The sequence below is a fragment of the Mycobacterium sp. TH-M25 genome (genome assembly GCF_057473665.1).
This window is the reverse complement of sequence record NZ_JBYCLA010000577.1, coordinates 1-15,278: the sequence shown is the minus strand read 5'-3', so window position 1 is coordinate 15,278 and position 15,278 is coordinate 1. Positions and strand designations below refer to the sequence as shown.

General features: G+C 66.5%; 14 protein-coding genes and 1 pseudogene. 6 read left to right on the top strand and 9 right to left on the bottom strand.

The window, feature by feature from the left end; translation table 11 throughout:
• From AC2VOU_RS19310 to AC2VOU_RS19300, 3 genes are all read right to left on the bottom strand, one after another.
• Positions 1–514, bottom strand: a 514-nt coding sequence (locus AC2VOU_RS19310; protein WP_486958804.1) for a CDP-alcohol phosphatidyltransferase family protein, incomplete at its 3' end; no start/stop codon positions are given.
• Positions 515–570: 56 nt separating this feature from the next.
• Positions 571–1,284 (bottom strand): phosphatidylserine decarboxylase, encoded by a 714-nt coding sequence (locus AC2VOU_RS19305; protein ID WP_486958803.1) that lies wholly within the window; start codon positions 1,282–1,284, stop codon positions 571–573.
• A gap of 30 nt (positions 1,285–1,314) precedes the next feature.
• Positions 1,315–2,238, bottom strand: coding sequence for an SDR family NAD(P)-dependent oxidoreductase (locus tag AC2VOU_RS19300; RefSeq protein WP_486958802.1), 924 nt, complete (start codon positions 2,236–2,238; stop codon positions 1,315–1,317).
• An 82-nt stretch (positions 2,239–2,320) separates the two neighbouring features.
• Here AC2VOU_RS19300 and AC2VOU_RS19295 point away from each other — a divergent pair, with 82 nt between their 5' ends.
• The gene (locus tag AC2VOU_RS19295) at positions 2,321–2,803 is read left to right on the top strand and encodes a PH domain-containing protein (RefSeq protein WP_486958801.1); all 483 of its coding nucleotides are present in this window, start codon (positions 2,321–2,323) and stop codon (positions 2,801–2,803) included.
• 97 nt (positions 2,804–2,900) lie between these two features.
• Positions 2,901–4,334 carry a PH domain-containing protein gene (locus AC2VOU_RS19290; protein ID WP_486958805.1) on the top strand — a complete coding sequence of 478 codons (1,434 nt, stop codon included), beginning with the start codon at positions 2,901–2,903 and terminating at the stop codon, positions 4,332–4,334.
• 76 nt (positions 4,335–4,410) lie between these two features.
• On the opposite strand, the gene AC2VOU_RS19285 is transcribed toward AC2VOU_RS19290, so the two are convergent.
• Complete coding sequence (locus AC2VOU_RS19285; RefSeq protein WP_486958800.1) at positions 4,411–6,096, bottom strand: DEAD/DEAH box helicase; 1,686 nt, start codon at positions 6,094–6,096, stop codon at positions 4,411–4,413.
• Positions 6,097–6,247: 151 nt separating this feature from the next.
• Positions 6,248–6,916 carry a hypothetical protein gene (locus AC2VOU_RS19280; protein ID WP_486958799.1) on the bottom strand — a complete coding sequence of 223 codons (669 nt, stop codon included), beginning with the start codon at positions 6,914–6,916 and terminating at the stop codon, positions 6,248–6,250.
• Positions 6,917–7,157: 241 nt separating this feature from the next.
• Between AC2VOU_RS19280 and AC2VOU_RS19275 the strand changes: the two genes are divergently transcribed.
• Positions 7,158–7,859 (top strand): M24 family metallopeptidase, encoded by a 702-nt coding sequence (locus tag AC2VOU_RS19275; RefSeq protein ID WP_486958798.1) that lies wholly within the window; start codon positions 7,158–7,160, stop codon positions 7,857–7,859.
• 428 nt (positions 7,860–8,287) lie between these two features.
• Here AC2VOU_RS19275 and AC2VOU_RS19270 read toward each other — a convergent pair whose 3' ends face one another.
• Positions 8,288–8,701: an MmpS family transport accessory protein gene (locus AC2VOU_RS19270; protein ID WP_486958797.1), complete on the bottom strand. Its 414-nt coding sequence runs from the start codon at positions 8,699–8,701 to the stop codon at positions 8,288–8,290.
• A gap of 220 nt (positions 8,702–8,921) precedes the next feature.
• On the opposite strand from AC2VOU_RS19270, the gene groL reads away from it, so the two are divergent.
• The 3 genes from groL to AC2VOU_RS19255 all read left to right on the top strand — a co-directional run bounded on the left by groL (position 8,922) and on the right by AC2VOU_RS19255 (position 12,030).
• Complete coding sequence (gene groL, locus AC2VOU_RS19265; protein WP_486958796.1) at positions 8,922–10,547, top strand: chaperonin GroEL; 1,626 nt, start codon at positions 8,922–8,924, stop codon at positions 10,545–10,547.
• A gap of 112 nt (positions 10,548–10,659) precedes the next feature.
• Complete coding sequence (locus tag AC2VOU_RS19260) at positions 10,660–11,031, top strand: heme-binding protein (RefSeq protein ID WP_486958795.1); 372 nt, start codon at positions 10,660–10,662, stop codon at positions 11,029–11,031.
• A 135-nt stretch (positions 11,032–11,166) separates the two neighbouring features.
• Entirely contained in the window at positions 11,167–12,030 is an 864-nt protein-coding gene (locus AC2VOU_RS19255; RefSeq protein WP_486958794.1) for an endonuclease domain-containing protein, read from the top strand.
• 70 nt (positions 12,031–12,100) lie between these two features.
• On the opposite strand, the gene AC2VOU_RS19250 is transcribed toward AC2VOU_RS19255, so the two are convergent.
• The 3 genes and pseudogenes from AC2VOU_RS19250 to AC2VOU_RS19240 form a co-directional block, all read right to left on the bottom strand.
• A complete protein-coding gene (locus AC2VOU_RS19250; protein WP_486958793.1) occupies positions 12,101–13,828 on the bottom strand; it encodes an N-acyl-D-amino-acid deacylase family protein in 1,728 nt (575 codons plus the stop codon).
• A 389-nt stretch (positions 13,829–14,217) separates the two neighbouring features.
• Positions 14,218–14,910, bottom strand: a complete 693-nt coding sequence (locus tag AC2VOU_RS19245) for a hypothetical protein (RefSeq protein WP_486958792.1) — start codon at positions 14,908–14,910, stop codon at positions 14,218–14,220.
• A gap of 1 nt (position 14,911) precedes the next feature.
• Positions 14,912–15,278, bottom strand: a pseudogene (locus AC2VOU_RS19240) (hypothetical protein); the annotation flags it as partial.

The following is a 15,278-nucleotide window of genomic DNA, read 5'->3' as shown; positions in this document are numbered from 1 at the left end:
AGCCGCCAAGGCCAGGCGCCGCTTGATCGGCGGCGGGGCGCTGGATCTGCTCACGCCAACCAAAGATACCGGGAGATGACGACCAGCCCGGGCCGAACTGCAACTTCGCGGCCAGCGGACCCAGCGCGCAAATCGCTCCGGCCGGCGCCGGCACGCCGACGAAGAACTCCCGCGCAAAAGGCGGCTGGCTGACGTCGTCGAGCAGCGCGTTGAACCTGGCCAGCCGCAACACGACCGACACGGCGTAGAGCATGACGACCACCCAGCCGGCCGGCAGTGCCGCCAGCATCGACACATACATCACCACCGCCGGGGCGACGCCGAAGTTGACCGCGTCGGCCAGCGAGTCGATCTCCTCGCCCATCCGCGACTCGGCATCCAGCGCGCGCGCCACCCGGCCGTCGAGTCCGTCGAGAACCGCGGCGGCGGCGATCAGCGCGATCGCCATGTACGCCTGGCCTTCCAACACAACCCGGATCGACGTCAGCCCCGCGCAGATCGCCAGCACACTCATCTAGCTGGGCAGGATGCGCAGCGGGACGTTCCGCTTGCCGCGCGGCTTGGAAGTGATCACGACAGGTGCGCCAGCACCGTCTCGCCGGCGACCGCGCGCTGACCGAGGCCGACCATCACTTGAGCGCCCGCAGGCAGATACGTGTCCAGCCGTGACCCGAATCGGATCAGCCCGTAGGTGTCACCGATCGAGAGCCTGTCGCCGGCGTGGACGTTGCACACGATCCGGCGGGCTACCAGGCCGGCGATCTGGACGGCCACGATCTCGGCCCCGTCGGCGGTGCGGATCCGCACGCTGTTGCGCTCGTTGCTCTCGCTGGCGACGGGCAGGTCGGCCGACCCGAACAGGCCCGGGCGATGCGCCACGGCGATCACCTCACCGCTCACCGGGGCCCGCTGGACATGGGCGTCGAACACCGACAAGAAAATGCTGACCCGGGTCAGCTCCGCATCGCCCATCCCCAACTCCGATGGTGGCGCGGCGGACTCGATCAGACAAACCTGGCCGTCGGCCGGTGCGACGACGACGCCGGGTCGGGTCGGCGGTACTCGCGGCGGGTGTCGGAAGAAGCCGGCACAGGCGCCGGCCGTCAGCAACCCGGCGCGGCGCAGCCAGCGCGAGCGGTGGCCGAGAAGCGCCAGGCCCAGCCCGGCGGAAATGAACGGCAGGCCGGCGGGATGGACGGGCGGAACGGTCTGCCGCAGCAGCGAGAGCATGTGCTGCGGGTTGATCGTCGGTTTTTCGGCGGTCGAGCGGGGACGTCGTGCCACCCGGATATCCTAGAAGAGCCGCGACCGTGCTCAGACCGGATACGCGACGCCGGTCAGTTCCTCCGACACCGCCCACAGCCGGTGCTGCAGGTTTGGATCGTGGGACTGCGCGCTGGACGACACCAGCCTGGGGTGGCCGCGCAGCTCGCCGAGGCCGTCTGGCCCGTAGTACTGGCCCCCCTCGACAGCCGGGTCGGTGGCGGCCCGCAGGGTCGGCAGGGCGCCCATGTCCGCACCCTGGAAAAGCAGCGGGCCGGTCAGCGCCATCAGCGGTTTGAGCAGCGTCGGCGCGTTGCGACCCAGCTCGGTGCTGGACGCCCCGGGGTGGGCGGCGACGGCGATGGTGTTGCTGTGGTGCTCGGTCAGGCGGCGCTGCAACTCGTAGGTGAACAGCAGGTTGGCCAGCTTGGACTGGCCGTAGGCGGCGAACCGGTCGTAGCGGCGTTCCCACTGCAGATCGTCGAAGTGGATCTCGGCACGCAGTCGGTGGCCTGTGCTGCTGACCGTCACCACCCGGGAATCCCGCACCGGCAGCAGATGGTCCAGCAGCAGCCCGGTCAGCGCGAAATGGCCGAGATGGTTGGTGCCGAACTGCATTTCGAAGCCGTCGTCGGTGAGTTGCTTGGGAGTCCACATCACCCCGGCGTTGTTGATCAGCAGATCGATGCGCGGGTAGGCCTTGCGCAGTGCGGCGGCCGCGGCGCGCACCGAAGCCAGTGAGCTGAGGTCGAGTCGCTGCAGGGTCACGTCGGCGGCTGGATGGGCGGCAACGATACGTGCCAGCGCGAGATTGCCCTTTTCCAGGTTGCGCACGGCCAGGACGACGTGTGCGCCGGTCTGGGCCAGCGCGGCGGCGGCGTGGAAACCGAGACCGGTGTTCGCGCCGGTGACGACGGCAACCCGACCGCTCTGGTCGGGTATGTCGGCGGTGGTCCATTTACCGTCGGAACCCATCGCAGGACACGATACCGGTCCAAGCTTGGGTTTCGCCGTGTCGGTGCAATTCGGGTGGGCGTCGGTGGCATTGTCGTAAAGCGTGGAAATGGTCGATCCCGCGCAGTTGCCCAGTCGGCGCGCACCGTTGCGATGGGCGGTTGGCGGTGTCGTTCCGTGGCTGCTGCTGGCTGTGGGTCAATTCGTCTGGTTCGCGCTGGACAAGCGAATGCCGTGGCTGCACATCTCGATCGGCGTCGTGACGGTGCTCGGCGTGGTGATGTCGGTGGCCCTGGTGCCGCTGTGGCGCTACCGGGTGCACCGCTGGGAACTCAGCCCGCAGGCGGTGTTCACTCGCACCGGGTGGCTGATCCAGGAACGCCGCATCGCACCGATCTCGCGGGTGCAAACCATCGATACCTATCGCGGCCCGGTCGACCGGCTGTTCGGGTTGGCCAACGTCACCGTCACCACGGCCTCATCGGCCGGTGCGGTGCACATTCTGGCGCTCGACGTCGACGTCGCCGACCGGTTGGTGGCTCAGTTGACCGACATCGCGGCGATCGGCGACGAGGATGCGACATGACGTGCGCGCGCGACCCGGCCGTGCGCAGCATGAGCGACGCCAGTGCCGAGGAGTGGCGCCGGTGAGCACGGCCGGGTGGCAGTGGCTGAGTCCGAGGATGTTGCTGGTCCACCCGATTCATGAGCTGGTGCGCGAACTGCCGATCCTGATCGGCGCCGTCGTGGTGGGCACCACCACCGGTAACCAGTGGTGGACGGTCGGGGTGGTGGCCTATACCGTCGTGATCGGTGTGGCGCGCTGGGTAACCACCAGCTATCGCATTGATGCCGGCCAGTTACAGCTGCGAACCGGTCTGCTGCGACGCCAGGTCTTGTCTCTGCCGCTCAACAGGATTCGTTCGGTCAGTAGCGATGCGCGCCTGCTGCACCGGCTGTTCGGCTTGGCGATCCTGCGGGTGAGTACCGGCCGAGAAGCCAATGGCGGGAGCGGGTCCGCAGCGTTCGAGCTCAACGCCGTCGAGGTCGGCCAGGTGCCGCGGTTGAAGGCGATCTTGCTGGCCGACTCGGCTGAGCCGGCTCAGGCCACCGCGGCGCACCTCGATGAGGTACTGGCCCGCTGGCATCCGGCTTGGCTGCGGTATTCGCCGTTGAGTGTGTCGGGTCTGTTGTCGTTGGGTGCAGCCGCCGGTGTGGTTTACGAGTACGGATTCGTTGGGCCGCTGCAGCATTCGCCGATCGTGACGTCGCTGCTCGATGCGTCCCGGCGGCTGGGGACGGTCAACACCGCCGCGGTCGCCGCCGGCGTGATTGTGGTGGCATCGGTGGTCTTGGCGGTGGTCCGCTCGTTGCTCACCTGGGGCAACCTGGTGCTGCTGCGTCAGGCCGACGTCCTGCACCTGCGGCACGGCCTGTTGAGGCTTCGCGAGCGTTCCTACGACATGAGTAGGCTGCGCGGCGGGACTCTGCGACAACCGCTGCTGGTGCGGGTGTTCGGCGGCGCCCGATTGGATGCGGTGATGACCGGTGTGCACGGTGCCGGCGAGGCGTCGGTGCTGCTGCCGCCGTGTCCGGCGGCCACCGCGGAGGCGGTGCTGACCGAGTTGATCGGTGATCGTGCGGTGGTCTGCGGCCCGCTGCGCGGCCACGGCCGCCGGGCCGCGACCCGACGATGGACGCGAGCCCTCGGCCTGCCCGTGTTGGCGGGCGTGGCGCTGGCCGTTGTGGCCGTTGTCGGAGGTAAATCGGCTGTGCCCGTGTGGATTTGGCCTGCATGGATCGCGGTGACGGCGTGGTGCGCGCTGCTGGCGGTGGACCGGATCGGCGCGCTCGGCCACTGGGTCCACGACGGCTGGATGGTGATGCGGTCGGGCAGCGTGGAACGACGCCGCGACTGCCTCGCCACCGCCGGCATCATCGGCTGGACGGTGCGCCAGACGCCGTTCCAGCGCCGGGCCAAGGTCGCCACGTTGGTCGCGGCGACGGCCGCCGGCGTCAAACGCTATCCGTTGATCGACGTCCCGGAGGACATTGTGTGGTCGATTGCGGCCGAGGCGTCGCCGTGGGTGGCCGACAGTGCCTGGGCCCGCCGCTAGGGCGGGCCGAACGTCGACTTATCGTTGAGATTTGGGCGATTTTTGCCCGACAACTCGACGCTCGGCGCGCAGGACACTAGGCGGTCAGCCCCCGCACCGCGAGGATGCGCTCCGCTAGTTGCTCGCTGGTGGCCGCGGCCACCGGCGGCCCGCCGCAGAGCCGACGCAACTCGTTGTGAATCCAGCCGTGCGGCTTGCCAAGTCGGTAGTGGGCCGCTGACACCAGCGCGTTGAGTTCGCGGCGGAGGTCGCGCAGCTGGCCGTGCCGGGTGACCGGCTCGGCAGTGGCGACGTTGTCGCGGGTGCGCCGGTCATACTGCTCTTCTTGCTGGCGGCGCAACAACTCTCGCATCTGCCCGGCGTCCAGCAGGCCGGGGATGCCGAGGTAGTCGGCTTCTTCGTCGCTGCCGGCGGGGGTGGCGGTGCCGAACGAGGAGCCGTCGAAGATCACCTGGTCCAGTTCGGCGTCGGCGCCCAGCGACTCGAACTTGTTGTCCATCTCGGACGGCTCGTCTTGGCGGCGCTGCGCTTCCTCAAGCTCGTCGGACTCCCGATGTGGTTGGCCGAGAACATGATTGCGCTGAGCTTCCAACTCGCTGGCCAGCAGCAGCAGCGCCGGCACCGACGGCAGGAAGACGCTCGCGGTCTCGCCGGGCCGCCGGGACCGGACGAACCGGCCGATCGCCTGAGCAAAGAACAACGGCGTGGAGGCGCTGGTGGCGTAGACGCCGACCGCCAGGCGTGGCACGTCGACACCTTCGGATACCATCCGCACCGCGACCAGCCAGCGGGTGTTCGAGGCGGCGAACTCCGCGATGCGTTTCGACGCACCCGGATCGTCCGACAACACGACCGTCGGCTCTTCACCCGTGATCCGTTTCAGCAGAACGGCATACGCGCGGGCGGCCTGTTGATCCGAGGCGATCACCATGCCGCCGGCGTCTGGAACGCCGCCGGCCCGCAGCTGCCGTAACCGGGTGTCGGCCGCGGTGACGACCGCAGGCATCCATTCGCCGGTCGGGTCCAGCGCGGTGCGCCAGGCCCGCGCGGTGTGCTCGGCGCTGGCCGGCTCGCCGAGTCGCGCGGCGTATTCGGCTCCGGCGCTGTCGCGCCAGCGCGTCTCGCCGGAGTACGCCATGAACACCACTGGGCGCACCACCCCGTCGGCGAGTGCGTCGGTGTAGCCGTAGGTGTGATCGGCCTGCGACCGCATCAACCCGCCGGCGTCCGGTTCATAACGCACGAACGGGATCGCGGAGTCGTCGCTGCGAAACGGTGTGCCGGTCAGCGCCAACCGGCGGGTGGCGTCGCCGAACGCTTCGGAGAGGGCGTCGCCCCAGCTCTTGGCCTCGCCGCCGTGGTGGATCTCGTCGAAGACGACCAGCGTCCGTCTGCCCTCAGTGCGCACCCGGTGACGGCTAGGGTGGCTGGCGACCTGTGCGTAGGTGACGACGACGCCGTGGTACTCCGCCGAGGTGTGTGCGGCGCTGTTGCTGAATTTCGGGTCCAGTGCGATGCCGTCGACGGCGGCCGCCGAGGCCCACTGCACCTTGAGGTGTTCGGTGGGCACCACCACGGTGATGGCCTCGATGGTGCGGTCGGCCAGCAACTCGGCGGCGATGCGCAGAGCAAACGCGGTCTTGCCCGCACCGGGGGTGGCGACCAGCAGATAGTCACGTGGTTTGGCGCTCAGGTAACGCACCAAGGCTCGACGTTGCCAGCCCCGCAAAGCCCGGGTGCTGGGCGCTTGAACTGCCCGCACCCGAGACTCCAATCTGATCGAGATGCAGTCTAGGGCAAGCACATCGGGCCATGCATCTCCGCAGGACGGCGGCGCGTCGCCGAGCGTCGACGCCACAACACCCCAGGCCGCTGGATCGCAGCCCGGGGTGTTGAGCGCGCTTGGTTACGTCCTACAGGCCCAGGAACGTCGACGGGTCCGCGAGGCTACTGAGACCGGCGAAAGCATCGCCCGGGTCGAGAGCTGCGGTGGGGTTGAAATCAGCGACCAGTGAACTCAGGTTGAGATCACCGAGCGGCGTCACAAACGTGTCGGTCGCAGTGCCGGCACCGCCACTGGCGCTTGGGATATCCGTGTAAATGTTCTCGTACCCATTGCCGAAGTTGTAGACGTCATAGACCGTTCCTGTTGCCGGCAGAGACGGACTCGACGTGCCGATGGGGTCGTCCCCGACGACGGTGATCTGCGTGTTCGTCATACCGTAGACGTTTGCCACGTCTTCGTTGGTCGAGACAACACCGAGTTCGTCACCAGAAGAGTTGTAAGCCTCGAACAATTGGGGTGTCGTGCCGCCGTCCAAGAACGGTGAGGCACTGAAATCAGGGGTCACCGGCACGTAGCCCTGCTCAAAGGCGAGGGTGGAGGAGTTCAGGTCGATGGGATCGAAGGTGTAGCCACCGAGTGTGAAGGCATCCGAACCGGTCGCAGACGGTGCGACGGCGGACGCGGCATCGGCGGCGGCGCTGCCCGAGTCGGCGAATGCGACGGCGACGGGCAACAAGGTGGTGGCCAGCAGTCCCCCGGCGGCTGCGGCCAGTGACAGCGGGATACGACGGTTCATGGTTCTCCCCTTTTGTTGTGTGCGTGTGCGTGTGCGGTGCAACGTCACAACTTCCCCCCCGAGAAACCTGTGCGATGTCTGAGCATATGCAAAAGGTCGCTGTGGTTGTTGTCAGCCAGGTGCCGGTCCGCTGGGAATCTGCTGTGGCTGCCGTCGTGCGACATCACCGCGTTGACGCGGCTCCGTTGCGCGCACCGTAGCCTGTCGGCGGCTGAGTAACTCAGCTCGTAACATCAATCGTGTGACAACGCCGACCGTCGACGAAAACGCCCGATCGGAACGGCTTGTGGACGCCCAGGCCAAGGCGGCGCGGTTGTTCGACGAGATCGAACGCCGCGGCCTGATCCGCCCGGGGGTGGGTGAGAAAGCGTTGTCCGACGAGATCCGCGACCTGGCCGCGACGCTGCTCGGGGTGACGGCGCACTGGCATCGGCGGATCGTGCGGGCCGGTGAGAACACCCTGCAGCCGTTCACCGAGCATCCGCCGGACCGGGTGATCGCCGAGGGCGATATCGCATTCCTGGACCTCGGCCCGATCTTCGAGGAGTGGGAGGCTGACTTCGGCCGCACGTTCGTGCTCGGGGATGACCCGCACAAGCTCGCCGTGCGCGACGCGCTACCAAGGGTGTGGGACGCGGGACGCGACTACTTCGACAGCCATCCGGACATCACCGGTGCCGAGTTGTACGACCACGTCGTCGAATTGGCGCACGCTGAGGGATTCGAGTTCGGTAGTCCGATCGCCGGACACTTGCTCGGGGAGTTCCCGCACAAGAAGGTCGTCGGCACTGACGCGCAGTGGTACGTCACGCCGGGGTCGAACAAGCCGATGCGCCGCCTCGACCCCCAGGGCCGGGTCTGCCATTGGATCCTGGAGATCCATCTCAGCGACCCGGGCCAGCGCATCGGCGGGTTTTACGAGCAGTTGCTCGATTTGGCCTAGACGGGGTAGGTGACCCCGGTCAGTTGTTCGGAGACGGCCCACAGCTTGCGCTGACGCTCGGCGTCGTCGCAAGTAGTAAATTGAAGGCGTGTTCCCGCTCACACGGAGGTAGAGGGTAGGGACAATCTTCGCGTAGCCACATCGGAGCTGCCCGCAGTTGCGGGAGCTCGCCACCGGCTGCGCGCAGTGCCATGGCCGCGGCTATCCGGAAGGCTGACTGGACAGGACTGGGCAGGTGGCGCATCAACTCGGTGTCTGAGCGGCCGGGGTGAGTCGTCGCGCCGGGCGCCAGCCGCCGCTGCAGTTCATAGGTGAACATCAGGTTGGCCAACTTGGCCTGCCCATAGGCGGCGACCCGGTTGTAGTTGCATGTCGGCCAGGATGTGCGGTCATCGACGGGCTGCGCCCCTCGCGCTAAACGGGCAACCTCAGTTGCCGATGTAACCGGAGCCCAGGTTGACGATGTTGCACATGGCGCCCTTGCCGGCGATCGGCGGGGCATTGTTGGTGTGGGTCACGGCTTTTCGCCCGTTGACCACGACGCGACAGGTCACCGACCCCGGCTGGTCGCCGGGATGTGCGCCGGTGAACATCAGCGACCGCGAACTGCCGTTGTAGTCGAATGCCGTCGACCACGGCAGGCCCACGTTGGGCACGGTCGCGGGCTCGTCGTTGGCTCCGGTATACGACACCAGCACGCCTTCGGTGAAGGTGCCGGTCAACTCGAACACGATCGGAACCGACGCCGCGGCCGTTCCCGGAGCCGCCATCAGCAGCCCCCCTCCGAGAGCAACGACAGCGCACAACTGTCCCGCCCCCCGCGCAGCGGCTTCCACGGTCATGGGTGGATTAGAGCACAGCTCGCAAACCGACATCAGGTGATCGCATTTCTTGCACTCTCTATAGGCGAGTGCTAAAAATGATATTGGCACTCGCAACTAGTGAGTGCCAGGTCGGGACGGTGAGGCGAGGGCCGCGTCAGCGGAGACACCCAAGCCGTCCGTCGCGGGCACTGCACCCGGCCACAGACTCGTCATCCCTAATCGGAGGAATCACTTCGCAATGTCCAAGATAATTGCGTACGACGAAGAGGCCCGTCGCGGCCTCGAGCGGGGCCTCAACGCCCTGGCCGACGCGGTAAAGGTGACGTTGGGCCCCAAGGGTCGCAACGTCGTCCTGGAGAAGAAGTGGGGCGCCCCCACGATCACCAACGATGGTGTGTCCATCGCCAAGGAGATCGAGCTGGAGGACCCCTACGAGAAGATCGGCGCCGAGCTGGTCAAAGAGGTCGCCAAGAAGACCGACGATGTTGCCGGTGACGGCACCACCACGGCGACCGTGCTCGCGCAGGCGCTCGTCAAGGAAGGCCTGCGCAACGTTGCGGCCGGCGCCAACCCCCTGGGTCTCAAGCGCGGCATCGAGAAGGCCGTCGAGAAGATCACCGAGACCCTGCTGAAGTCGGCCAAAGAGGTCGAGACCAAAGAGCAGATCGCGGCCACCGCTGCCATCTCGGCCGGCGACACCCAGATCGGCGAGTTGATCGCCGAGGCGATGGACAAGGTCGGCAACGAGGGTGTGATCACCGTCGAGGAGTCGAACACCTTCGGCCTGCAGCTCGAGCTCACCGAAGGTATGCGCTTCGACAAGGGCTACATCTCGGGCTACTTCGTCACCGACGCCGAGCGTCAGGAAGCGGTCCTCGAGGACCCCTACATCCTGCTGGTCTCGTCGAAGGTCTCGACGGTCAAGGATCTGCTGCCGCTGTTGGAGAAGGTCATCCAGTCCGGCAAGCCGTTGCTGATCATCGCCGAGGACGTCGAGGGCGAAGCCCTGTCGACCCTGGTCGTGAACAAGATCCGCGGCACATTCAAGTCTGTCGCCGTCAAGGCGCCGGGCTTCGGTGACCGCCGCAAGGCCATGCTGCAGGACATCGCGATCCTGAGCGGTGGCCAGGTGATCAGCGAAGAGGTCGGCCTCTCGCTGGAGACCGCCGACATCGCGCTGCTCGGTCAGGCCCGCAAGGTGGTCATCACCAAGGACGAGACCACCATCGTCGAAGGCGCCGGTGACTCCGACGCCATCGCCGGCCGGGTGGCCCAGATCCGCGCCGAGATCGAGAACAGCGACTCCGACTACGACCGTGAGAAGCTGCAGGAGCGCCTGGCCAAGCTGGCCGGCGGTGTTGCGGTGATCAAGGCCGGAGCCGCCACCGAGGTGGAGCTCAAGGAGCGCAAGCACCGCATCGAGGACGCCGTGCGCAACGCCAAGGCTGCTGTCGAAGAGGGCATCGTCGCCGGTGGTGGCGTGGCCCTGCTGCAGTCGGCTCCCGCGCTGGACGACCTGAAGCTCACCGGTGACGAGGCGACGGGCGCGAACATCGTGCGTGTGGCGTTGTCGGCTCCGCTGAAGCAGATCGCGTTCAACGGCGGGCTCGAGCCCGGCGTCGTCGCCGAGAAGGTCATGAACTCCAAGCCCGGTGTCGGCCTCAATGCCGCCACCGGTGAGTACGAGGACCTGCTCAAGGCCGGCGTCGCCGACCCGGTCAAGGTGACGCGTTCGGCGCTGCAGAACGCGGCGTCCATCGCGGCGCTGTTCCTGACCACCGAGGCCGTCGTGGCCGACAAGCCGGAGAAGGCCGCGGCTCCCGCCGGCGACCCGACCGGTGGTATGGGTGGCATGGACTTCTAGTTCGCATCAGGCAATCGAGAAGCCCGGTCCCCGCGTGGGGCCGGGTTTTTCGTATTTTTGGGTAACTGATGTAGTGAACATTCAAAACAGTTGGGGACGAAGGGACGACATAATGGGAAAACTATTAGGGCGCATGATCTTTGGAGTGGTTCCCGGCTGCATGCTCGGTCTGATCGTTGCGCCTGGCGCGAGTGCCGCAGACCCGTGCTCGGCCAGTGGCGTCGCTGCCACGGCCAGCGGAGTGCTGAACGCGGCCAGCGGCTACCTCGATGCTCATCCGGACGCCAACAATCTGCTGACCACTGCGGTCGGTCAACCGCCGGCCGAAGCAAAATCGACGATCCGGGGATATTTTATCGGCCACCCGGGTGAGGCGTTGGCCCTGAAGAACATCGCCCAGCCGCTGCTGAACTTGAAGAGCCAGTGCCCCAACTCGGTGTCGCCCGACCAACTGGCCGCGCTGGTCGACGCGCTGTCGGCGTAGGGGTCAGCTCCGTCTGGGCGCGAGTGTGCAGGTTGTTCTCGCCTTCGGGTCATCGTCGCATGCAGCAGCTGCACAGTCGATGCACTGTGTATAACCGTGCGCGGCATCGACCGGGATTGACCGAAGATGTCGGTCATGAGCGGATGCGACTGGCCGTTTCTCGGGCGAGAAGCCGTGCGGTGCGGCGAGATCTCGGCTTGGCGACTGCAGCGGGATTACCGGCCCGTCTACCGCAACGTCTACGTGTCGAAGCAGGTGACGCTGACCGCGCTCACCCGAGCTCGCGCGGCCTGGCTGTTTTCCGGTGACGATTCGACCTTGACGGGCCTCTCGGCGGCGGCTGTTCTCGGCACCAAATGGTTGGACCCAGGCGAGCCCGCGGAGTTGTGCCGCCCTAATCGACACGCCCCGGCCGGGATCGTGGTCCGCTCCTACGCTCTGTCTGCGCGGGAAACCATGATCCGTAACGGGATTCGGATCACCACCCCCGAGCGGACCGCGTTCGACATTGGACGGTCGCTGTCGGCAAACCGTTCGATTCCCGTTCTCGATGCGCTGGCGAATGCCACGAACTTCAAGACTGCCGATGTCGAGTGCCTTGCCGCTGGCAAGCCCGGCGGCCGTGGTGTCCGACAACTGCGCTCGGTACTGGCTCTGGTGAACGGCGGCGCCGAGTCTCCGCAGGAGAGTCGCGTGCGATTGCTGTTGGTGGCCGCGGGTCTACCGCAGCCCGAGACGCAGATCGAGTTCAGCGACGAGTTCGGCGTGGCGCGGATCAGGGTCGACATGGGGTGGCGGGAATGGCGAGTCGCTGTCGAGTACGACGGAGCCCAGCACTGGTCCGACCGGCGTCAACGGTCGTGGGATATCGATCGGATCGCGATTCTCGAAGCGATGGGCTGGGCGGTCGTCAGGGTGAGCGCCGAGATGCTGGACAGGCCGAACGTGATCATCGACCGCGTCCGCGGCAAGTTACGCGCGGCAGGGTGTCCCATCTAACGCCGAGTGTGCAGGTTGTTCTCGCCTTCGGGTCATCGTCGCATGCACACCCTGCACAGTGGACGACCGATCAGACCGGCACCGATTGGCGGCCACGGACCAGCTTGCCCGGCCGCGCATCGGTCGGCACGCCGTTTTCGGCGATCACCTCGCCGGCGACGATGGTCGCCACGTAGCCGTCGGCGGTCTGGTCGAGTCGGCGCCCACCCGCAGGCAGATCGTGGACGATCACCGGCTTGTGCAACTGCAACGCCGCGTGGTCGATCACGTTCAGGTCGGCCTTGTATCCCACGGCGATCCGGCCCCGGTCGGCCAGCCCGGCCACCCGCGCCGGCACCGACGTCAACCGGCGGACGGCTTCGGGGATTTCGAAGCGGCCGGACTTGCGGTCACGCGCCCAATGCGCCAAGAAATACGTCGAATAGCTTGCGTCGCAGATCATTCCGTAGTGCGCGCCGCCGTCGCCGAGGCCGAGCACCACGTCGTCGCGATGCAACAACTCGCCGACCGTGTCCAGTGACTGGCTTTGCAGGTTGCTGGTGGCGACCAGCAGCATGGCGCGTCCGTCGTCGTCGAGCAGGCGGTCGTACGCCTCTTCCATCGGGTCGACACCTTTGGCCCGCGCGCGGGCGCCGATGCTGTCTTTCGGGTCCGGCTCGTAGTTCGGGTGGTCGTCCAGTGGGAAGATCCAGTCCCACATCTGCGCGACGTACAAGATCGGGTGCCCGTGGCCGGGCTTGTCGGCCAGGATGCGGGCGCGGACCTGCGGCTTGCGCATCTCGGCGACGCGCTCGGCCAGCGGCAGGTCCGCGATCTCGCGGTAGCTGGGATACAGCACGAACGGGTTGGCGGTCAGCTGCAGGCCGATGATCAGCCCGATCGGTCGCGGCAACAGCTGGGCGGTAAAGCGGACGGCGCCCGCCCTATCATTGGCTTTCTCGATCATCGTGATGGCATCCGGCCAGGTCGGGTCGCCGGTGTTACCGACGACCAAGCTGAACGTCACCGGCAGCCCGACATCTTCGGCCACGTCGAACACCGTCTGCAGCACCGGTTGGTAGCCGCCGGCGGGAATGTCGGGTACGAATTGCAGCAGGCCGCCGCCGCCGTCGACGACGCCGCGGGCGATCTCCTCGATTTCCTCCCGGGCCGCGTCGTAACTCGGTATCGGAGAACCACTTTCGGTCTTGTGAATGGTAAAGCGGGAGGTGGCGAAACCCAGCGCGCCGACCTCGATGGCTTCCTTGGCGAGCTCGCGCATCTTGGCCAGGTCTTCGGCGGTGGCCGGTTCGCGGTCGGCGCCGCGCCGGCCCATCACGTAGACCCGCAGCGGGGAATGCGGCAGGTAGGCCGCCACGTCAATATCGCGTTGCCCCGCCTCTAAGGCATCCATGTACTGCGGGAAGGTCTCCCAGTTCCAGGGCAGGCCGTCGGTCATCACCACACCGGGAATGTCTTCGACCCCGGCCATCACGTCGACCAGAACGTCGTGGTCCTCCTGCCGGCACGGCGCGAAGCCCACACCGCAGTTACCCATCACCACCGTGGTCACCCCGTGCGCCGACGACGGCGTCAAACGCTGCGACCAAATCGACTGGCCGTCGTAATGCGTGTGCAGGTCGACGAAGCCGGGCGTTACCAGCAGCCCGGAAGCGTCGATTTCCCGCGTCGCCTTCGAGCCATTGACGTGGCCGAGGGCGGCGATCACGCCGTCGCGCACGGCGACGTCACCGACGAACGGCTCACCGCCCAGCCCGTCGACGATGGTGCCGTTGCGGATGATCAGGTCGTAGGTCATCGAAGTAATCTCCTACATCAGGGCTTCTGCCAGGTTAAATAGGATTCAGGTGTCCGAAAGGTGTCGCGAAATTGGCATGAACGAATCGGGGAAATCGGGCGGGTTGTGTCCACTGGACACCGCGCCCATCTCCACGGTCAGCGCCCATTAGGGAAGCCTAACTCCGCGCAACAACTGGCTGTTCAGAACCGTGGCACAACTGGCACATCGCGGACGGGTGGTCACAAGTGTGCGAAGCGGTACGGGAGCGACGAACACCTGATGGCTCACTCCGACCGCGTCGGATCTGGCGAAAGGACCAGTACGAGACCGCAAGGAATAGCCCCATCAAGGAGACCATCGCGACCATCGCGTAGGCGTCGCTCGTCACGATGCCGCAAAGCGTGCCATTAACCCGGTGGGCGGCGTTTCTGGTGGCGCGGGTGAGCCCGGTATTCGAGTGATTGTTCGCGACGGAGCGGGTAGACGCGAGCTGTGTAGTAGGAAGCAAGGTACAAGACAGCGACGCTGCCCGTCGTGACCAGCGATGCCACCGCGAATTGAATGTACTGGCGGCGCGCGACAGGATAGTCCCAACTTCCGTCGGTGTATCCGATGCCAAGCGCTATGAGGGCGATGAATGCGGCGCCGGTCCACGGGATAAAGCCCTTTTCACGGCCCACTGCCGCGAAGTAGACGTTCCCGCCGGCGATCACCGCGATGATGACGAGCATCCACCACATCTTGGCGGCCGACAGCATGCCGCCGTAGGAATCGGGCGTGGGATCGATGTCGTCACCCGAATGAGGCGCCGCCGGTGATTCGGACTGGCTGTCGGCCAGCGAAAGCGCGAAGATTCTGCCGCTGATTTTGATGTAGGACGTCGCCGTGTAGGCGGCAATCACCATCCCTCCGAAGAATATCCCGGCGACTCCGAAGCCTCTTTCGCGATCCGGGTAGCACGCTAAATAGCCGGAAACCCCGGCCAAGCATGCGCATAGCCAGTAGATGCGACGCTGCGCGCTGCGGGTCAGACGAAAGGACGACAGTGAAAATCCGGCGATATAGCAGACGACAGCAGCACCGAAAAAAACGTCCTTCATGTCATCCGCCCAGCATGTTGACGATTTTGTCACCGCCGGCGGCACCCGCTACGCCGCCGGGGAACCCGACGATCAGCGTGCCTTCCGGGCCGACAAACGATCCCCAAAACGAGCCGGCGATCCACCCGCCGGCTAAGCCGCCCGCCGCGCGTGCACCTAGTCCGGCCGCTGCTGGACCGAGCGGCGCTCCGTTGATCACGTCGTAACCGGTGACGAGCGCGTCCAGCCCCACTCCGGCTTTGGTGAGCTTGCGGCCGAAGCCTTCCAGGGCTTTCGCGTCCGCCTCCGACCAGACTGGGGCGTTTCCACCCCAGTGCTTGCCGTGTGGCATGGCACCCGCGTGGCTCTCCGCACCCCCGCCGAGCGCT